14 protein-coding genes and 1 pseudogene are annotated in these 18,796 nt (G+C 66.6%); 2 read left to right on the forward strand and 13 right to left on the reverse strand.

What is annotated here, in order from left to right; all coding sequences use genetic code 11:
* Nucleotides 1–201: 201 nt before the first annotated feature.
* The 10 genes from ACFU95_RS15005 to ACFU95_RS15050 form a co-directional block, all read right to left on the reverse strand.
* The gene (locus ACFU95_RS15005) at nucleotides 202–789 is read right to left on the reverse strand and encodes a DUF6262 family protein (RefSeq protein WP_383827080.1); all 588 of its coding nucleotides are present in this window, start codon (nucleotides 787–789) and stop codon (nucleotides 202–204) included.
* Nucleotides 786–3,407, reverse strand: a complete 2,622-nt coding sequence (locus tag ACFU95_RS15010; RefSeq protein ID WP_383827083.1) for a tyrosine-type recombinase/integrase — start codon at nucleotides 3,405–3,407, stop codon at nucleotides 786–788. The genes ACFU95_RS15005 and ACFU95_RS15010 overlap by 4 nt, the downstream gene beginning before the upstream one ends.
* Nucleotides 3,404–4,582 (reverse strand): tyrosine-type recombinase/integrase, encoded by a 1,179-nt coding sequence (locus ACFU95_RS15015; protein WP_383827086.1) that lies wholly within the window; start codon nucleotides 4,580–4,582, stop codon nucleotides 3,404–3,406. The genes ACFU95_RS15010 and ACFU95_RS15015 overlap by 4 nt, the downstream gene beginning before the upstream one ends.
* Nucleotides 4,583–5,062: 480 nt before the next feature.
* Nucleotides 5,063–5,725, reverse strand: coding sequence for a hypothetical protein (locus ACFU95_RS15020; RefSeq protein WP_383827089.1), 663 nt, complete (start codon nucleotides 5,723–5,725; stop codon nucleotides 5,063–5,065).
* Nucleotides 5,726–5,865: 140 nt separating this feature from the next.
* Nucleotides 5,866–7,500 carry a hypothetical protein gene (locus ACFU95_RS15025; protein ID WP_383827093.1) on the reverse strand — a complete coding sequence of 545 codons (1,635 nt, stop codon included), beginning with the start codon at nucleotides 7,498–7,500 and terminating at the stop codon, nucleotides 5,866–5,868.
* Nucleotides 7,497–7,835: a helix-turn-helix domain-containing protein gene (locus ACFU95_RS15030; protein WP_383827096.1), complete on the reverse strand. Its 339-nt coding sequence runs from the start codon at nucleotides 7,833–7,835 to the stop codon at nucleotides 7,497–7,499. The genes ACFU95_RS15025 and ACFU95_RS15030 overlap by 4 nt, the downstream gene beginning before the upstream one ends.
* Nucleotides 7,832–8,899, reverse strand: a complete 1,068-nt coding sequence (locus tag ACFU95_RS15035; protein WP_351671109.1) for a tyrosine-type recombinase/integrase — start codon at nucleotides 8,897–8,899, stop codon at nucleotides 7,832–7,834. The genes ACFU95_RS15030 and ACFU95_RS15035 overlap by 4 nt, the downstream gene beginning before the upstream one ends.
* A 115-nt stretch (nucleotides 8,900–9,014) precedes the next feature.
* Nucleotides 9,015–9,242, reverse strand: a complete 228-nt coding sequence (locus tag ACFU95_RS15040; protein ID WP_383827514.1) for a hypothetical protein — start codon at nucleotides 9,240–9,242, stop codon at nucleotides 9,015–9,017.
* 233 nt (nucleotides 9,243–9,475) lie between these two features.
* Complete coding sequence (locus ACFU95_RS15045; RefSeq protein WP_383827099.1) at nucleotides 9,476–11,167, reverse strand: DUF6119 family protein; 1,692 nt, start codon at nucleotides 11,165–11,167, stop codon at nucleotides 9,476–9,478.
* A 225-nt stretch (nucleotides 11,168–11,392) separates the two neighbouring features.
* Entirely contained in the window at nucleotides 11,393–11,521 is a 129-nt protein-coding gene (locus ACFU95_RS15050) for a hypothetical protein (protein WP_383827102.1), read from the reverse strand.
* A 41-nt stretch (nucleotides 11,522–11,562) separates the two neighbouring features.
* Between ACFU95_RS15050 and ACFU95_RS15055 the strand changes: the two genes are divergently transcribed.
* Together ACFU95_RS15055 and ACFU95_RS15060 are read left to right on the forward strand one after the other, a co-directional pair.
* A complete protein-coding gene (locus ACFU95_RS15055; RefSeq protein ID WP_383827106.1) occupies nucleotides 11,563–11,973 on the forward strand; it encodes a hypothetical protein in 411 nt (136 codons plus the stop codon).
* Nucleotides 11,970–12,171: pseudogene (locus tag ACFU95_RS15060) on the forward strand (type I restriction-modification system subunit M N-terminal domain-containing protein); the annotation flags it as partial. The gene ACFU95_RS15055 and the pseudogene ACFU95_RS15060, both read left to right, overlap by 4 nt.
* A gap of 838 nt (nucleotides 12,172–13,009) precedes the next feature.
* Here ACFU95_RS15060 and ACFU95_RS15065 read toward each other — a convergent pair.
* The 3 genes from ACFU95_RS15065 to rph all read right to left on the reverse strand — a co-directional run bounded on the left by ACFU95_RS15065 (nucleotide 13,010) and on the right by rph (nucleotide 18,737).
* Nucleotides 13,010–13,927 carry a hypothetical protein gene (locus ACFU95_RS15065; protein ID WP_383827109.1) on the reverse strand — a complete coding sequence of 306 codons (918 nt, stop codon included), beginning with the start codon at nucleotides 13,925–13,927 and terminating at the stop codon, nucleotides 13,010–13,012.
* A 690-nt stretch (nucleotides 13,928–14,617) separates the two neighbouring features.
* A complete protein-coding gene (locus ACFU95_RS15070; RefSeq protein WP_383827112.1) occupies nucleotides 14,618–15,763 on the reverse strand; it encodes a tyrosine-type recombinase/integrase in 1,146 nt (381 codons plus the stop codon).
* A gap of 361 nt (nucleotides 15,764–16,124) precedes the next feature.
* Nucleotides 16,125–18,737, reverse strand: a complete 2,613-nt coding sequence (gene rph, locus ACFU95_RS15075; protein ID WP_383827115.1) for a rifamycin-inactivating phosphotransferase — start codon at nucleotides 18,735–18,737, stop codon at nucleotides 16,125–16,127.
* Nucleotides 18,738–18,796: the final 59 nt, after the last annotated feature.

An 18,796-nucleotide genomic window follows, 5' to 3' on the forward strand; every position in this document is an offset into this window, starting at 1 on the left:
AACAGGACCCTCAGCAAGTCCTATCGTTGCAGGTCAAGGGCACTTTCCGTGTTTCTGATCAACTCTTGGACAGCCCACCTCGTGAAAGCGCGAGGTTAATAGGCCACGGACCCCTATTTTTGCTCTCTCGTTGGGGTGCTCTCGTGAGACGGCCCGCCCACCGGGACGGTGGACGGGCCGTGAACTGGTTGTTGGAACAGATCAGGTCGCAGACGCCGCGTCGGCGATACGGGCTTCGAGGTGGGCGACGTGGCGGTCCTGGAAGCGGAGGTTGGAGCGGGCGGCCTGAAGCCGCTCCTCCAAGGTGCGGTTGTCGGCGGTCAGTTGGCGGACGCGCTGCTTGAGGATGGTGTTCTCGGTCGTGATCCGCTGGATGGATTCCTCGGTCCACTCGGCCTGCAAGTCGTGGATCTGTCCGAGGAGTTCACCGATCCGGGTGCGCTGGGTGAGGATCTCCACCTGGGCGGCCTTGAGTCCTTCCTCGGCGTTCAGGGCGCGTTCGCGCCAGGTCGTCTCACGCTCTTCGTCCTCGTCGGCGAGTATCTGGGTTCGGCGTTTGCCGGCTTCGGCCATCGCGGCGGTGACTGCGGCTCTGGCCTCGGCGTTGTCGTAGAGGAAGGTGCGGGAGACGTCGGCCCTGCGGGAGACGGCGGCGACGCTGACGTGGGCCTTCTCGCGCCGGAGCCGGGCGATGGCCTGGTGTACGCGCTCAAGGGAGGTCTCGGTCTTGCGGCGGCGGGCGGCGAGGGCCGCCGCGGTACGGGGCTCGGACGCGGTGGGATTCTTCATGCAGCGTCCTGTTCAGGGTCGTCGCCGTTGGCTGTGCACGTATCGCCGTACTCGCCGTCGTCATGCCCCACGTCAGCGAGGTCGGCGGCGCGGAAGGCGGTGGACCAGACGCGGTGGAAGTAGTCCTGGGGTTTGCGCAGGTCCAGGGCGAGGGCGTCGTCGAGAAGACCGAGGCCCGCCAGGGCCTTCTCCAGGCCGTCGATGGCGCGGGCAGTGGGCTCGAAGTAGCGGTGGAGGTAGTCGGCAGTGGCGTCGTCGGGGGCGCCTTCGGCCAGCAGTCGCCACTGCTCGCGCTTGCGCCGCCAGTAGAGCAGGTCGGCGCCGGAGAGGACGAACTTGTCGCAGTTGTGGCAGTCAAGGTTGAAGGGGCAGGCGCCGCCGTCGACGACGGGCTGGAAGGTGCAGAAACCGCCCTCGGCGGGGGTGCTGCGCCGCGAGAGGTCGATGGCAAGGGCCTGGGCCTGCTCGCGAGTGAGCGGGGTGGTGTCGCTGGTGAGGAGGTCGCCGGGATGAGCGGTGCCGGGTCCGGCGACCCACACGTGCTGGAGGACGCTGTCCAGGTCCGACTGGGTCAGGTGGACGTAGTGCTCGGCCATGCGGTCGGAGACCTGGCCGAGGTAGCGGCGGATGTGCGTCAGGCTCGCGCCGTGCCGCAGCAGCCGGGTAGCCAGCGTATGTCGGGCCTGGTGGGCGACGTAGTGACCGCCGAGGTCAAGCTCGGCGATCCAGCTGCGGAAGCCGGTGTGGAACCAGGTGTAGGACAGAGCGCGGCGGCCGTCGGGGTTGAGGATATCGGTGGGGAACAGGGCCAGGTGAGCGCGCTCGGCAGCAGTGGGCGGGCGCCCGGCGTGCCGGTCGGCGTAGCGGGTCAGGGTCTTTTGGCGGCGTTCTTCGAGCCGGTCCAGGAGATGATCAGGGATGCGGACGGCCGCGTTCAGGTTGCCGACCTTGGTCTGGTCGTGCCAGAGCAGGGGCAGCCCGCCGTAGCGGCCGACGCAGTCCAGGCGGAGCTGGATGACCTCGCTGGCGCGCCGGCCGGTGACGATGATGGTCTCCCACATGTCCCTCAGGCCCCGGTCGTGCGGGTCGTAGCCGTCGGCGAGCTGCCGCAGGTTGGCCTCGTCCGCGAGCGCCCGGGCGACTTCGTCGGGGAAGGGGTTGCGGCTGCGGGGCGTGCCGGGACCGCCGACCGGCATGGCGGCGATGAAACCGCGGTCCAGGCCGATCCGCTCGGCGCTGCCGCTGTCCAGCGCGCCGCGCAGCAGAGACCGGCCGTAGTTGAACACCATCCGTCGCGAGTTCTCGGTGACCTTCGCCCTCTTGCCGTCCAGGCGGGCCTGGCCGCGGAAGGCCAGGCCGAGGCGTTCGCGGTTGCGCAGGTCCGCGACGAAGCGGTGAATGTGCTCGCCGCGCAGCACCGTGGGGTCGTGGCCGCCGCCCGGCGTCTCGGCCTCGAGAAACGCGGACAGTTCGGCGCCGGCGCGGCGCACGAAGTCCACCGGCTGGGCGCTGCGCGGGCAGGTGGGCGAGCGCAGCACGCCTGCGATGTGGTCCCACAACAGGTCGCGCAGCCACCGCTGGGTGATGCAGGTCAGGTCGACGTAGCTGGAGCGGTGCGGGAAGCGCACCCCGAAGTGCTCGGTCTCGATGTAGCCGACCTCCCGGGTGTCGGAGGGGGTGAAGTAGATCTTCCGCAGGGCCTGCTGCATCTCCTCGACCATGCGCTGGTGGTAATCGCGGCGGAAGACGGACGCCTCCAGACCGGCCAAGGACGCCACGTCGCGGCGCTGGCACTCATCCGCGAGCGACTGCACCCACGTCAGGTGCCACACGGCGACGGGCTGCAGGCCGTGGACATACATGCCCCACTGAAACTCCGCCCGCAGCAGGGGCCGCAGCCCGCGCAGGTTGACCGTGCCGGTGCGGTGCACCGGCAGCTGTGCACGGCACCAGACGCGGAAGGCAACCTCGTCCTCGCAGGTCACCGGGACAGGACGACCGCGGCGCTCGTAGGTGGCGAAGAAGTTCTTCGGCAACGTCGCCCCGCCCGGGCGCCCGGCCCGGATGTAGCCGCGCTCATGTGCGCCGCACAGCCCCAGCGGCGAGGCGGCCAGCTCGTCGCACACGTCCGCCCGGCACTCCCCATACCCCGGCAGCGCTGGCTGGTCGGCCAGCCACCGCTCGAACTCCGCCTCGCCCCTGCCCGGGAGCCGCTTCAGGTAGCTCAGCCACCGGTTGCGGTGCCGGAAGCACAGCACCAGCTGCAGACTGAACGCCGGCCGCTGCGGGCAGATCCGGCACATCATCGCCTCCGGCATCTCCGCGGCCGGCAGCGGCTCCGCCATCCGCAGGAACTCAGCCCGGCTCATCCCACGTGCCTCCGCCTCCTGCCACTGCCCGGCGTGCACCGAGCACATCGCATAGCGCCGCCAACGAGGCCGCGCGCAGTCGACGACCGTGCAACTCCACGGATAGACCGGGTGCAGCGGCGGGATCTTCAGCACCCCGCCGCGCAGCACCGGGTCGAACTCGGGCCCGTTGATCAGCGCGGTGAGCACCTCCAGCCGGTCCCGTCGCGTGCGGGCATCCTGCTGCGGCAGCAGCGACGGCGCCGTCACTTCGTCCCACCCCAGACCGTGCGCAGGGCGGCGTCGAAGACCGGGTCGTGGACGTCGACGTGTCCGTAGACCTCATCCACCATCGCCGCCGAGGCCCAGCCGCCGGCGTCCCGGGCGATCAGCGTGTTGCCGTTGGCGGCGTCGAGAACCGCGGACGTGAACGAGTGCCGGAAGGCATGGGGTTTCACGACCCCGAGTCCGGCGCGTTTCCCGGCCCGGCCGAGCATCCGCCGGGCGCCGACCGGCGCCCATGGCTGTCCGGTATCGGCGCCGTGCAGCTGGACCAGGAGCATGCCGTGCCCGGCCCCACGCGGGTACTCGGTGGTGACGTACTCGAAGTAGGTGTGCACCATCGCTGGGCTGACCCGTTTGATCAGCCCGCCGGTCACGGTGCCGTGCTCGACCCGCCAGGGGTGCTTGGTCTTGGCCTCGGCCCGGTTCGGATTGCCGGACCGGTGGCAGACGTGCAGGTGAGGGGCCCGGCACTCGCCGCAGGCCGCGTTCTCACGCAGGTGCAGGTCGACCAGGTGGAGTCCGCAGAGCTCGCCGATGCGAAGCCCGCCGTCGGCGAGCCAGGTGACCACCAGCCGGTCCCGGGCGGCGTTCACCGTCTCCAGCAGCCTCTCCCGAGCACCGTCCGGAAGCATCTTCGGATGCCGACGGTGCGGCCCCTTCGGCGCCAGCGGGTTGACGGGCAGCGACGACTTCACATGCCCGAGGAACGAACGGCGCCGGTCCACCCGCGACGGCAACCGCGACCTATCGAGCTTCTTGCCGAGTTCGCCGTTAATGCCGAGGGAGGACTGATGCAGGTAGAAGCCCTTCAGACAAGCCGCCGCGATCGACAACGCGGAGCGACCGTAGGGGCGCTTGCCGACCCGCCACGGCTCGCCGAGCGGCATGCGGACCTCGGCACCGACGATGCCCATGTACCTTTCCAGGTCCCGCAGTTGGACCTCAGCGAAGGTCAGACACTCCCGCTCCAGCCACCGCAGATGGTCCACCAGCAGATACGCGTACGTCCTCTGCGTTCCCGAACCATCGTGCAGACGCAGGAACCGGTCCGCCTCCGTGTGCACTGTCCCCTCGGGCCACACGATCGTCCACGACCGCCGCCCGTCCTTCCGCTCGATCTGCTGGACCCTCAAGTCCCCGACCACCACGTGCCGTACCACTCGTCCTCCGTACCGACTCCAGAACATGACAGACGTCCCGGACAAGGTCGGTAAACAAGCCTGGGACGTGCTGGTCACAGTCCCAGACGGACATCACGGGCAGGACTACCTGCGGTCGGTAAATTCGATCAGCGCAGGCGAGCCGTTCTCGTCCAGACCGAGCGAGTCGATCCGGCCCCGATGCAAATCCCCGCGAGTTCACGATTTCTGAAGGTATCGAAATCTGAACTGTAGGTACTGTTGGGGGTTTCGGAAGCTCTCTGACCGTGGGTTCGTGGCGCCGGCCCCCGCAGCCGGCGACGCGAACCACACCGATGATCAGCGATGGCCGCAGGCTGCTCGCGTTCCCCACTTGGTTGCGCAGTGAACGACGGGCCGGACCCGCCCGCCAGTTGAGGGTTTGGACGCCTCCTCCCCGTCAAGGGCGCCTACGGCGTCATGTATCCGCTCTGACCGCCGGTACGGAATGGCATTGCCGCTCTACTGCTCGGCCGTGCCGTCCTCACCGTCAATCTCGTAGATCCGCTCTTGAAGTCGTTCACCGGCCCAGTCCAGCCCGACGCCCAGGTCAAACCAGTGCCGATCCTTGCGGACTCCGGGGGGTGAGAGGTTCACCGCCGCCCACGAAAACACCCCCAGGAGGATGGAACGCCCGTGCTGCGTGGTGCGCACGGACAACGCAAACGGCGCGGCGAGCGCCGCGCGGGTGACCAACATGACCTGTTCGTCCTCAGAATGTCGACGCCCACCCGTGAGAAACCGCGGTGTTTCAAGGATCTTGACCCACTCGACAACTGCGTCTGCCACCTGGGCGCGCAAGGACTCTCCGATGCCCTTCCGGACGGCGGTCGCGGGATCATCGCCGAGCCAGCCAAGCCAGTGATCAGGGTCAGTGAGCTTGCTGAAGTCGTCCTGTGGCGCCCCGTGATGGGGATTCTCCTGGTACTCACCGGTCAGTTTCCCGGTGCTATCCACCAACCACGCGCCGCGGATCGCCTCGGGGGGTACGTAGCCGTTCGGGTCGTCGATATAAGCCGGGTCGATCTCGGCGACGCTGCCACCGGGATTCTCAGCAGCCGCAGCCAGCAGCGCCGGCTCGTTCGGTATGCCCTTACGTCGGCTTCGCGAGCCAAAACGCCCCACGTTCCCACCCCCACCGTTGCCTGCCCAGTCGACCCCGATTCTGCCGCACCGGTCAGAACCACATGAGGGGGGTGTGCGTGACGTCCGCCAGCGGCAGACAGCCCTCACACCAGGGCATACGACGATCTATTGCTGGAGCATTACCCGTTCGTCGTTTCGGTGCCTGCCGGGCTGGCCGCGCGGGTGTAGCGCAAGCTGGCCTGGGCGCTGAGGTTGAACATGGTGGAGATGCGGAGGGGATCAGGTCCGGCGGCGATCGCTTCTTCAAGGACACGGTCCTGGCGGAGGCTGTCAGCCGTGGCGGGCAGCCCCTTGAACAGGCGCTTGAGCCAGAAGTCGCTGACTGGACTCTCCCTCTTGGCTGTCTGCTGGGTGAGGAGGAGATGAGGGTTTGCCGAGTCCGGCCAGCGAGCGTCACGGTAGCGCCGGTACTTGCGGATGGCTTCGGCGGTGAAGTCGTCGAGGGGCCGACTGACCTCGCCCCGCCGGAGGCGCCCGGTACTCAGCTCGATGTCAGAGTCTTGGAGCATTCTGATCTCGTGCGGGAAGAGGGCGTGGATGCCGGCAAGGGCGACGACGGCCAGGAGGGCCGGGCTCTCATCCGCGGCTCTGGCCACTTGTTTGAGTTGGTCCTCCGCGACCGGCGTGGGCGGGTTGACGAGGGTGTTGCCGGGCCTGATGCGTCGGGCCGGGTCGGCGAAGATCAGCCGCTGTGACTTGAGCGTCTTGAACATGTCCCGGAGCGCGACGATTTCACGCTGGACGTTGTTCCGTTTGGACAGCCAGAGAGTGATGTCCTCGGGGGTGACCTGCCTCAATGTCGAGTATCGGGGGGCACAGTACTCGGCAGCGAACGGGACGATCAGCCGCAGGTGGATGTCGACTGTGTGAGGCGACCTGGGGCGGCGGCGGGGGGCTCCGTTGCGGAGGACGTCGAAGTAGGCGGTCACCTCGACGCGTATCTGCTCGGGAAGCACTGCGAGGTGAGCTCTGACCAGTTGTTCGAGGGGGTCGGGTGCATCGTCGAGCAGGATGTCGAGATCGTTGAGCATGTCGATGAGATGGACTGCGGAAACATCGATGTCCCGGGAGAGTGCGTGCACCGTGGTGGCTTTGATCCTTTCGGAAGGCTGGTGCAGGGCCGAGAGGATCACCAAGCCGCACTTCACGCGCTTGATGGTGCAGTGGTTCCAGCCCCGTACCGCCGCGACGTCCCTGGCCCGATCGACGAGGAAGTCCGCATATCCGGGATCTGCCGGGGTGAATCCTGTCCAGGAGCGCCCCTTCGAGCCGTTCGGGTTCCGATAGCGCCGGAAGTCCCGGACCGACTCGAAGAGCGCGAGCTGGATGCTCTCGGGCGGCTTCAGCAGCAGGGGGTGTCTGGGCGGCGCCTCGCTCGGCAACTCAGGCATCTTTGCTGTTCTTGCGGTGCGGTGGTGGCGCCGATTCCATTTGATCAGGTCAGCGAGAAACGTCTGGTGCCCGGTTGCGGCTGCGACCGTGAGGTCCAACCGGGCCCCGTGGCCGGCTGACGGGACCTTGATACGGCCGGTGACGAATGCGGCCTGGTGACGGCAGGCCCGGCAGACTCCGTCACGCAGGGGGACGGTCGCGCCGCACGTGCCGCACGAGTCGGCAGGGTACTTGTACCACCATGCCCTGCACGCATAGCAGAGGATCTTCGAGCCGCCCGGGTTGGGGTGCAGGCCCCAGGCCATGCAGACCTCGCAACTCTCAGGCGTACCAAGCCCCTTGGCCTTCGCTTCCTTCGTCACAACGGCGGCATCAAGTTGCGGGAGGCAGGGCCGCCGCCGCTGCGACGACGGTTCTCACCAACAGCGGGACGGGCGGCCGCCCTGCTCTCATCCTGCTCCGGTCGTTTCGCGCGGGCCTTCTCGGGCTCACGGACAAGCAGATCGCTGGGCTCGCATTGCAGCACCTCGCAGATCACGTCGAGATCGTCCAGGCGGATAGTCACCGGCTGTCCGGCCCACAGGTTGGACATCTTGCCGGCGCTGATCACCAAGCCGGCGTCGGCCAGCATGCGCTGGAGTTCGGAGGACTTCCAGATGTCCCGCTTGGCCGCGGTCATCCGCAGGTTCCACTTCATGACGCTCCTCCGAATCGCGCCCGTCCACGCTCACCGGCACGGACCCACGCGTCCTCGACATGGGTCTGGTTGACGTGTACGTAGATCATGGTGGTGTTGATCCACTTGTGGCCAAGCAGCTCTTGGATCGCCACTACATCCATGCCCTGACGGTAGAGCTCCGAGGCAGCGAAGTGCCGAAGCGTGTGCGGCGTCAGCTTGCCTGCCTGGGAAGGAAGGTGCTGGGCTACCATCTTCTTCAGATGCAGGCGGAGCGTGTCGGTATCCACCCGCAGGCTCGAGCCGTCTGCGGCCCGCCGCTCCGAGGGGAACAACGGCGCCTGTGGCTCATCCACCCGATCGTCGTACTGCCAGCGGGGGCCGTCGACCCACCACTCCAGCAGCGAACGGCTTCCGTTGATCAGCGGGACGAGTCGTTCCTTCTTCTTGCCGCGCCTCCCCTTGCCCCGCAGAAGGATCTTTCCGAACTGGCCGAGCTCCCAGTGGATGTCGTCGACGTTCGCCAGGCTCAGCTCCGAGACCCGGGGACCTATCAGACTCGCCAGCCTCATCGCGGTGTAACTCCGGACGATCGACAACGGTTTACGCGCCTGCGGCACCTCGTCACGCCAAGCCGAGAACAGATGGTCGACCTCCCCGAGCGGCGGCGGAACCCGCAACCGGGACAGGGTCGATCCACGGGGCCGGTTGATCTCATCCAACGGCGACTCGACGACATAGCCGGTTGCCCTGTGGATGGCGGGCTTGTGCCGTAGTTCAAGGAACTCGAAGTACACGCTGAGAGAGTGCGCCTTGTGGACCTTTGTGGCATGAGCCATGCCCTGTTGATGTCGGCCGAAGAACCGGTCCAGATCGCGAGGTTCCATCTCCCACAGCGGGCGCGTGAACCATGAGCGTACTTCGACGATCACGCCGACATCGCCGGCGACCGTCCCGTCGCTGATGCCGGCCGAAGCCCGGGCGAGCACGAACTCGGACAACAGGTCCTGCTCGAAGGCCGCGAGCTCCTCCGGCGTCGTCAAGCGCAGTTCCGGACGCAGGTCTCGCACGATCGCCAGGGACACGAAACCTCCAGCTCGACCATTTGGCCAACTGATCGGACTGGACGATATTATCTCAGGAATCGTGAGATTCCATCGTGATGGACAACCTCTCGCGTGGGACGGATAGACCTCCAGGTCAGGCGCACGCTGCGACGAGACCACGCTTCGGTGTGCTTGAGGAACCCTCGGGAGGAGAGTCACAAGGCCCCGTCGGGTACTCCGACGCCAGGAAGCGGATACCGAGCATGGCCTCCATGCCTGCCTCGACCCGCCGCTGCAGCTCTACCTCCAACGCCACCGTTGACCCCCGCAGCTCGACGTCCTGGCCATCTGCATCCAGCCGGAACAGCTTCAGGTCGGTCACCAGCGTCCCCCTCCGTGATCACTACAGGAGGAGCAATCGAAACCGGCCTGCGGGTATTCCGGTGGATGCTCGTGCGTGATGCCTCGTCGCGGGCTTCTCGGTGCTTCGGCCAACACCTCGGGTCGTTGGGGGAGGACGATCAGCGGCGTTGGGCTGGTCCGATTCTGACAGGGGTTGGATGGGCCACAGCGCCCGCCAAGTGGGTACGGCAATCACTGCGGGGCTGCGTGGATTCAGCGTCGGATTGCGACGACTTCGACCTCTGCGTTCATCGCGCGCAGACGACGTGCCGACTGGAGGAGGGAGACCTGGGCGAAGGCGAAGAGGGAGTCGACGGTGATCTCCTTCCCGTCCTTGAGCAGGATGGCGAGGACGACCTTCAGCGTGCCGAAGTCGCTCAAGAGGCGGTGGTCGGGAGTACGGTCCGCAACCTGCTTCAGGAAGGCGCTGCGGATAGCTTCGTCGCTGCGCAGGGTTTCGACGGCAGTGACCGCCTGGGCGAACAGGTGGTTCAGCGGCGCGGTGCCGTCGCTGCTGGTGGCCTTCTTGACGCAGATCAGCTGGTTGTCCGGGCCGAGGACATCACAGACCTCCAGTCCGCCACCGTTGAACTTGTCCGTGACGATGTTCTTCTTGTCGAAGAGGAGGTAGCCCGTCTGGCTTGCTGCCTGCTTGTTGTACCAGTCCTCATCGTGAGAGTCCCGCCTTTTGGCGTTCGGTACTCCCTTTGGCCAGGGTGGCAGCTGGACGCTGGGCGGCTTGCTGAGCAGCTGCCGGAGCTCTTCCTCCAGTGTCTCGAGGAATCCGGCGCCCACCTCGAACCACTTTCCATGGCCGTAGAAATACCGCGCTGTTCCCACGGGGACGTCCGCGATGAGCCATTCCTTGCCGGTGGTCGCAGCGCTGGCCGGCGTCTTGAGGTCGTCATCGCTGAACATGACGACCCGTACCTGGCCGAGTGCCTTGAGGCGCTCGCCCTCGGCTTTGTCCGAGACGAAGTCGAGGAGGACGGGAAGATCGAGGTCGGAGACATCGACGCTGCGACTGCCCAGGCTGATACGGAACGCTTGGGCGGAGCCGAAGCCCTCCTGGCAGGTCTCCGGAACTCCCAACGTCAACCGGGGGTGTCCAAGATCGGCGAGCATGGCTTCAAGGGACGTCTGGGCGTCGACAGCTTTACGGCTGCGGTTGTCCAGTGTGTGTAGCCGATCGACGAAGCGCAGTTCGGGCAGCGGATCCGGGCGCGAGCAGACCTCCTCTATCGCACGCAGGTCGTTGAGGAATTCCTCTGGGGTGGTAGCCAGCGGAAGCTTGATGGTCGACTCCGAACACTCGACCCGAATGTGCTTGGAGGTACCGGAGGGCAGCGAGGTCAACGGGATGCCGCTGACCGTTCCGCAAATGCGGCGGACAACCGCGCCGAACCGGTCGAGTCCGAAGCCGTCGATACGTTCACCCCGGGCGACGGCGTACTCGTCGACACGTCCTCGGCCGTCCATTATCTGGTTGCGGATCTTGATGATGCCGTCCTCGTCCAGGCAGCGGGTGGCGAACTCCAGCCCGAACTCGTCGTCGCGGTAGTACGGGTCGAGCATGTGCTGGCCGACCCCATAACTCAAGGCGAAGAGACCGCGCTCGGTGCGCATGAGCACCAGGCCGGCAGCAGAGTGATTCCGTTCGTTGACCTCCAGGCCGGTGATCCGTTCGACGGCCGGGCACCAGTCGGCACGGTCCCGGGGGATTCCCCCGTTCACCAGCAGCCCGGTGACCCCCTCCCAGGCAAACTCGCGAACTTGATAACCGGGTCTGTCGAGATAGTGGGGGCGCACGAGGGTGCGGAGTTCTACCTCGCCACCGTCGGGAACGGCGAGTCGGTGCAGCGTGGACTTGCGGGTACCGGTGTTGGTCTTCTTCTTGGCAGCCACGTCGTGCTCCTTCGAGTCGGGGTGTCGGTAAGAACGCCGTCACGAGTTGTAATCGGTGATGATCTTTGGGTAAGCCCCTGTGTGATGGACTGAGACGACCGCCGGTTGATGCACTGGCTTCTACCAATGCCCCGCTCCGGCTCCCGGCATGTCGCGAAGCAGCAGGGGGAGCTGGAGGACAGTGGGGCTTGAACTCGCGCGGTCCCCGTCCATGATGATGTGCAGCTATCGGTCGAGCGCTGCCCAGATGTCGAAAGCCCTCTGGGCTTCCGTGGTCAACTCCGCGAGCTTGGGGAACTCGTCGTCGATCATCTCCCAGTCGCAGATCGAGCAGCCGTCGATGAGCGCCTCCACGAGACAGGGCTGGCGGCCTGGACGAAGGTGCCCCGGTCACGATGAGCGACCTGCTCGCTGCGGGCTTGGTCAGCCTGGACGGTGAAGACCTCACCTCCCTCAGTGACCAGCTGGACCCCGACTATGTGCGCGGCTTTGCCAACAGCGCGGAGAACGCCCGCCGTAGCACCTCGGCCTCGGGTACGTTCCGAGCAGACCTGCGGGCGGCGCGCCTGCCCCGCATGGACATCGAGCGGCAGCACCGCTACGGGGATGCCTTTCGCTTGTTGGGCGCGTTCGAACGCGAGCTGGCCGAACTCGCCACGATGGGAGACCGGGCTGCGCGGCTCGCCCGTGACGGCCTCACCAGCGGCGCACTCGACCCGCCGCCGACCCCGGACAGCGGCGGTGTCGAGCACCAGAAGATGACTGACGGAGACGACGCAGTGGGACGAGAGGACAGGACGCTTTGAGCAAGAATCAGGAACTGGCTGACTTCATCTGGTCGGTGGCCGATCTGCTGCGTGGTGACTACAAACGCTCGGAGTACGGCAAAGTCGTCCTGCCGCTGACGGTGCTGCGCCGGCTGGATTGCGTCATGGCCCCGACCCGCCAGGCGGTGTGGGACCGTGCAGCCTCCTACACCGGGGAAAACAAGGACGGACTGCTACTGGCGGCCTCCACAGAGGAGGGAGCGACGCGGGCACGCAGGGCACGGGAGACGCCGCGCCTGGAGCCCTTGCTGTTGCCTTGTGTCGGCGACCAACTCTTCAGTCATGAAGGCTCGGACGGCGCATTCGAGGATGGCCGTGTACCGCGTGAGTTCGTGGTTCTCCGGGACCAGCGGGTTGTCGCGGTCCGGGGCGATCCCCGAACACGTCGTCAGTCTCCCGCAGTCGGGACTCAAGTTCGGACAGTTCCGGTGCGCGCCCCGAGGCCACGGCCAGCCGGGCGGCTCACCGGGCGGCGAACTGCGCCGGCAGTTCACGCTGTTCCTCCTGGGTGCTGTCGGCCCGCCGCGCGTTTGCTGCATCGTTCGAGGACATTGCCGATGCGATAGGAGCCAGGCCGCGCCGGGCTCGTTCGGCGTCTCGGTGGGAGCGGACTTCTTCCGGGCACTGTTGGATGCGTGCCCGCTGGAAGAGCCTCGTGCTCGGGGATCTCGGACCACTGCTCGCGCTTTTCGGTTTCATTAGGAGTCTCTCCCAAAGGCTCGGCAGAGTCGATCTGGTAGAGCATCCGATAGGCGGAGAGGGCTGCGACGAGCTGTTTCCATTGCTCCTGCAGAGTGCCGTCCGCCACGGCTGGCGCAGGGATCTGCTCGACCTATCCCTCAACAGGCTCTTGACCTTCCAACGCCCGGCGTAGGGCAGTTCGGCGAGCAGAACCTCGTGGAGCCGCCGTTAGGCGACAGCCTCGTGCCAGTCCCGCCGCCAGTACGTGATGCTCTGAGCCGAAGTCGTGATCCTGCTGCAGCTACTCTCACGAAGTGAGTCGAGTAAGTGCTCCTCATTCGAGTCCATCCAGCTCTGTGCGAAGACGCTCAGCCTCGGCCTCGGCTTCTCGCAGTCTTCGTTTCAAGGTGGACCGCGATAGTACAGGTGGGGCGTTCTTCGTGGTGTTCGCAGCCCTTCGCTGCCGGGGAACAAGCCATCCGACGCGCTCGTAGGCCAAAATCATTCGTACTTGAGGGCAGGAGTAACACAGCCGCTCCGGCTGCGGCGATGGCCAGCCGTCTGCAAGCATCCGCCGGGCGTGGTCCCGATCTCGCTCGGACTGCAGTTCCGGGTTCGCACGCCAGACCTCGTCGAACTCGGCGGACATCTGTTTGACTCTGAGCGGGGGCGCCAGGTGCGGCCCCGATGCAGGTGTCCAATCGAGACTCGGGGCAACGGCCTCCTCCACGTGACCGCAAGCCAGTGTCACCTTCCAGATGGCGGAAGTGCGCGGCTCGTCATGGCGGATCACCGACCACGCCTCGGGATCGATGTAATCCGGTGGCTCGACTGGATCGGCGGGAAACGCTACTTCCTTCCGCTCACCCCACTCGTTGATCACGCGATAGGGCGGTGGTGAGGAGTCGTCATGCCAGCAGATCATCTGCCCACGAGCCAACTGTGAGCCGTGAACGTGTTCCTTCCACTGCATCTCGTGCGGCGGGGTGCCGTCTTCGCAAGTGAGGATCTCAGGGAAGCAGCCGCAGTCGAGCTGAACACGCCACCGGAACACCCGGGTCAGATCAGGAATCAGGAAGTCCCAGAGCACCCGCGGGATGGACTCGCGTATTTTGGCGGCTTCTGCCTCGCACTCCCGCAGCACCTCGGTGCGTGGCTTGGCCTTGCCGGGGAGCCGTTGCAACGTGGGCGTACCCTTCAGCGGCCTGTCTTCCAGGAGAAGGTGGCGACTGTTGGCTGGAGGGGCACCCATGGCGTCTCCCCGTTCGATGACCGATGCTGCCGCTCATCGACCGTTGAACGGACTGTGAGCGGCCGGTAGGCACGCTACAGACCCAGCTCCGGTGCAGGGGGAATGCCGTGCTAGTTCACTCGCGCGGGTGACTGTTCGCAGGCGTCGAGCACTCAGGTATGTGGGACATCCCAGGGACTTTTCAGGGACTTTCACGCCTGTCCCAGGGAGTTTCCAGGGACTTTCCGCCGCGTAAGCAGGGAAGGCCCTGACAGCGCCGAAAGACGTGAACGCGCAGGTCAGGGCCCATCCCCTCAGCACTCGATGATGTTGACCGCCAGCCCGCCCCGGGCCGTCTCCTTGTACTTCACCGACATATCTCGGCATCAGCTGACCCGATGGTTGTTCGGGAGGCGTGGCTCGCTGGTTCGATCCGAGCCGGTTCATTGGGTGCGGCAGGGAAAACCGTATATACCTCTGGTCGAAGTCGATCAGGAGGCGGCAGATGGAACGCCAATACGTAGGGGTTGCTGAAGCGGCAACATATCTCGACATGACCGAGCGTTGGATGTACCGAAGAGTCTCAACGGCACGGCATTCCCAGGTACTACTTCGGCGGCAAGCTGAAGTTCAAGATCTCGGATCTTGATCGGTGGGCACGACAGCAGAGGGTCGTATGAAGGGCCGGGCGAACGCCCGGCCCTTTTCGCGCTACAGGCCCTCGTTGAGGAGGCGAGCTGCTCGGCCGATCGACGCGGGCATGAGGTGGCGATAGATCTTGAAGGTCATGGTGATGTTCTTGTGGCCCATCCACTCAGCGACGTCCGTGATGGGGATACCCCTACCAAGACAGTTGGAGGCGAAGAAGTGACGCAGGGAGTAGGTGGTGAGCCTCCTGGTGATGCCGGCCCGCTTCTTCGCCGTGCCCCACTGGTACTGGAGCGTCGTGTGTGCCCAGTACGCGGACCGTTGGGTCCGCAGCAGGTATCCGTCTGCGTCAGCGCCGTATTCCTTCTCGTACCGGAGGAGTGACTCGCGGACGGTCGAAGGCATAGGGGATTCCCGGAACTCTCCGGGCTTGCGGTGCTTGAGGCGCGACGGCTGACGTGTCTTGCCTTCAATCTGTTCGGTGATGCGGTAGACGTCGTCCGCGACCATCCGCTCGAGATTGGCGGCGTAGGCCTCGCCGTTCCGGAGGCCGCAGCCGGACATGAGGTCGATGATGATGCGCAGCGCGTCGCTGCCTGCCTCCTTGAGGGCATGGATCTCGTCCAGCGCCGGGATGGTGATCTTGCGAGGGATGTACTCGGGTGGGATGACCCCGTCAAAGGGGTCTTCGGTGATACCTCCGCGACGGTGCGCGTCGAGGACGATCTTCTTAAGGGTGTCGAAAGCGTTCTGCTGTGCGGCCAGTCCGACGGAACGTTCCTCCATCGACATGACGAAGTCTTCGACGACGGTCGAGGTGAACGTGTTCATCCGGCGTGATTCGAGGACCGGCAGCACCTGGCTGTTGAGGACCTGGTTGACCGAGCGGACGCTTCCGGGTGCGTAATGCCGCTGCCGGGTCAGCCAAGTGGACGCGTACTGGCCGAAGCGCTGCTTGCCGATTTGCCGCTTGAGGTCGGCCTGCTGGCGTGGAGTGTTGCGTTTCTCCTCGTAGACTTTGTTCAGTCGGTCCAGCGCCGACTGCTGTGTCGCATACCCCATTTCCTCACGCTGGCGGCCGGTCGCGTCGCGATAGCGAATGGCGTATGGGTGCGAGCAACGGCTCTGCCGAGCGCAGGCGCAGTTCTTGAAGAAGCTGCCCATCCCGCGTATCAGCTGGGTTGCCAATGTGCACGTCTCCTGACTCATGCTGGGAGTTTGCTGACCAACGGGCCCACAGCATGGTCCTGACCTGCGGCCGCACCAAACTACGAGAAGTTGATCAGCATCTTCATGAGTACCTCCGGGTGCGGCTGGTCGATGGGCTCATGACCTTCGCTTCAGCAGGTCAGGCTGGGCTCTGAGCCGGTGGTCGGTCTTGGCGCTCTCGGATTCGACGACGGGGTGTGAGGCTTCGGGGACGGTCGGTGTCGGCTCGGCGAAACCCCTACTGTCGGCAGTATCGACCTTGTGGCAGCGAAGGTCACGTGCGCGGATGCCGCCGGGCGTGCCCGCCCCCGCTGAGCTGCGACGGTCGGAGGCCGCGGACGCGGCTTCCCGCTGTGGTCGGTCAGGACAGGATCTCGACGTACCCGTCCGTTCCGTGCACGCGGATCCGCTGCCCGTCCCGGATCAGCCGGGTGGCCCGCTCCACGCCCACGACGGCCGGCAGGCCGTACTCCCGGGCGATCACCGCGCCATGGGTCATCAGGCCACCCACCTCCGTCACCAGGCCCGCGATCGCGACGAACAGCGGCGACCAGCTGGGGTCCGTGAAGGGTGTGACCAGGATGTCGCCCGCTTCGAGATCGGCCTCCGCCATGTCGAGGATCACGCGAGCCCTTCCCTCGACGGTCCCGGCGGAGACCGGTAGGCCGATCAGGGCGCCGGGGGGCACGTCCTCGCGCCGGTAGGCTCCGGTGACGGCTTCGCCTTCGGAGGTGAGCACCCGGGGCGGGGTGAGCGCGTGGTACGACCGGAACGCCTCCTTGCGCTGCTGGATGAGCTGGTCGTCCGCCTGGTTCGAGCGCACGACGTCGTGGAGTTCCTGGAACGTGAGGTAGAAGATGTCCTCCTGCTCAGGAAGCACGCCGGCCCGCACGAGTCGCTCGGCCTCCTCCAGCAGGGCCCGCTTGTAGACGAAGTAGCGGCTGATGACTCCGTACTTCGGGTACTCCCGGTATCCGATGAAGGTCCTGACCCGGTCGATCATCCGCTTGGTCTCGTCGGCCTTGCGCTCCCCGTCGGGCAGGGCCCGCAGGCGGGACAACACGTCCTGTTCCTTCTCCAGCGCGTTCCGCCGCCCTTGCTCGAAGCGCCGCTCGGCGGCGCCCGGCTCGAAGATCCGCACGTTGTCGAGGATCACGGGCACGAGCGTGGAGGGGCGCTCGCGCCAGCGCGGCCTCGTGATGTCGATCTCGCCGACGCAGCGCATGCCGTACCGGTCGAGGTAGGACTCGATGGCGTCGCGTGCCTCGGCCCCGCCCGCGAGCTTCGCGAGCTCGTCGAGGAAGCCCTCGCCCTCGACGTCCCGCAGAAACGCCACCACCTCCGGATGCGGGCGGATCACGTCGGCGACGTCGAGCAGCGCCAGTCCCATCTCCGACGTGACGTTGCCGGGGGCGGACAGCGTGAGCGTGTCAGCCGCGTTCTTCTCGCCCAGCCACTCCTTCAGGTTGTCGTTGAGCCACCACGTGGCCTCCATCCCCGCCATGATCGCCTGCATGCTCAGCGGATCGCCGAGGGCTCGCTTGTGCTCCTCGAAGGCCTCCAGCAGAAAATCGAACAGCGCCGGACCGGTCTTCGTCCGGATGTCGCGCTTCAGGGCGGCGACGGACGCCTGACTGCGCTCGATCAGCTCGGTGACGACGGCCGGGTCCGTCTCGATGGGGGCGGACGCGGCGCGCGGGAATGCGGCGCGGGCCGGTGGATCGGCGGGACCCGGGTCCGGGAGCGTCGGGACGAGGTCGCCGCGGTCGAGGACGGTCTCCAGCGCGTCCCTGATCAGCGGATCGCCTCTCCCCACGATGTCCAGGAGACCGGCGCGGGTCGCGGGCGAGGCCAGACGAGGGGTGGCGTCGACGAACAGCCTTCCACCCGCCTCGTGCATCGGCGCCATGGCCGTCAGCTGCCACACCGAGATCCCCAGGGGCCTCATGGGGTCGGTCATCATCTGCTGATGGCCGACGGAGAGGTAGACGTGATTCTCCCCGTCGCCCCTCTCGGGGACGGGGAACAGCGTCGTGATCGGCCGGCTCTGCACGATCCGGAAGCCCTCGTCGACCAGGCACCATTCGATGTCCTGCGGGCGCCCGAAGTGTGCCTCGATCCGCCGCCCGAGCCGCACCAGCCGCACGGCCTGCGCGTCCGTCAGCGCCGGCTGCTGCTGCCGCCGCGAGTCGATCGCCACTTCGTGCGTGCCCCCGGCCGGCCGGGCCTGAACGGCACGCTGTTTGGCGGCGATCGTCCTGGCGACGACCTCGCCGCCGCGCACCTTGAAGACGTCCGGGTTCACCAGGCCGGAGACCAGGGCCTCGCCGAGGCCGAAGCCGGCGTCCACGGTGGCGACCTTGCGGTTGCCGGTGACGGGGTCGGCCGTGAACAGGATGCCGGCCGCATCCGGGAAGACCATCCGCTGCACGACCACGGCCATGTGGACCGTACGGTGGTCGATGCCGTTGCGCTGACGGTAGGTCACGGCCCGCTCGGTGAACAGCGAGGCCCAACACCGGCTGACGTGCCGGAGGATCTCCTCCGGCCCCACGACGTTCAGGTACGTGTCCTGCTGGCCGGCGAAGGAGGCCGTCGGCAGGTCCTCCGCCGTCGCGCTGGACCGTACGGCGCAGGCGGCCCGCTCGCCGAGCCGGGCGAGCGCGCGGGTGATCGCCGCCGCGAGATCGCCCGGAACGGCGATCCCTTCGATGGTCCGACGAATCTCCGCGCTGAGCGTGCGGATCGCCTCCCGGTCGTCCGGGTTCAGGCGCGACAGCCGATCGAGCCGATCGTCGATCGACGGCGCCTGTGCCATGATCCGCCGGAAGGCCTCGGTCGTCACGCAGAAGCCGGCCGGTACCCGGACGCCTTCGATCCGCGACAGCCCGCCCAGGTGCGCGCCCTTGCCGCCGACGATCGCGACCTGCGTCTCGTCGACCTCTTGAAGATCCCACACGTACTGCTCGGTCATCGCGACACCTCCGAGACAGCCCCTCTTGTCGAGCACGTCCTCATCCCTGGTTGCCTTCC

The organism is Streptomyces sp. NPDC057623 (assembly GCF_042800355.1).
In the GTDB taxonomy this organism is placed as follows: domain Bacteria; phylum Actinomycetota; class Actinomycetes; order Streptomycetales; family Streptomycetaceae; genus Streptomyces.

What these genes read in the sequence shown, in the direction of transcription:
- ACFU95_RS15005 (WP_383827080.1), bottom strand. Translation starts at nt 789, where the DNA reads ATGAAGAATCCCACCGCGTCCGAGCCCCGTACCGCGGCGGCCCTCGCC.
- ACFU95_RS15030 (WP_383827096.1), bottom strand. Translation starts at nt 7,835, where the DNA reads ATGAAGTGGAACCTGCGGATGACCGCGGCCAAGCGGGACATCTGGAAG.
- ACFU95_RS15055 (WP_383827106.1), top strand. Translation starts at nt 11,563, where the DNA reads ATGAGCGACCTGCTCGCTGCGGGCTTGGTCAGCCTGGACGGTGAAGAC.
- ACFU95_RS15065 (WP_383827109.1), bottom strand. Translation starts at nt 13,927, where the DNA reads ATGGGTGCCCCTCCAGCCAACAGTCGCCACCTTCTCCTGGAAGACAGG.
- ACFU95_RS15070 (WP_383827112.1), bottom strand. Translation starts at nt 15,763, where the DNA reads ATGAGTCAGGAGACGTGCACATTGGCAACCCAGCTGATACGCGGGATG.
- rph (WP_383827115.1), bottom strand. Translation starts at nt 18,737, where the DNA reads ATGACCGAGCAGTACGTGTGGGATCTTCAAGAGGTCGACGAGACGCAG.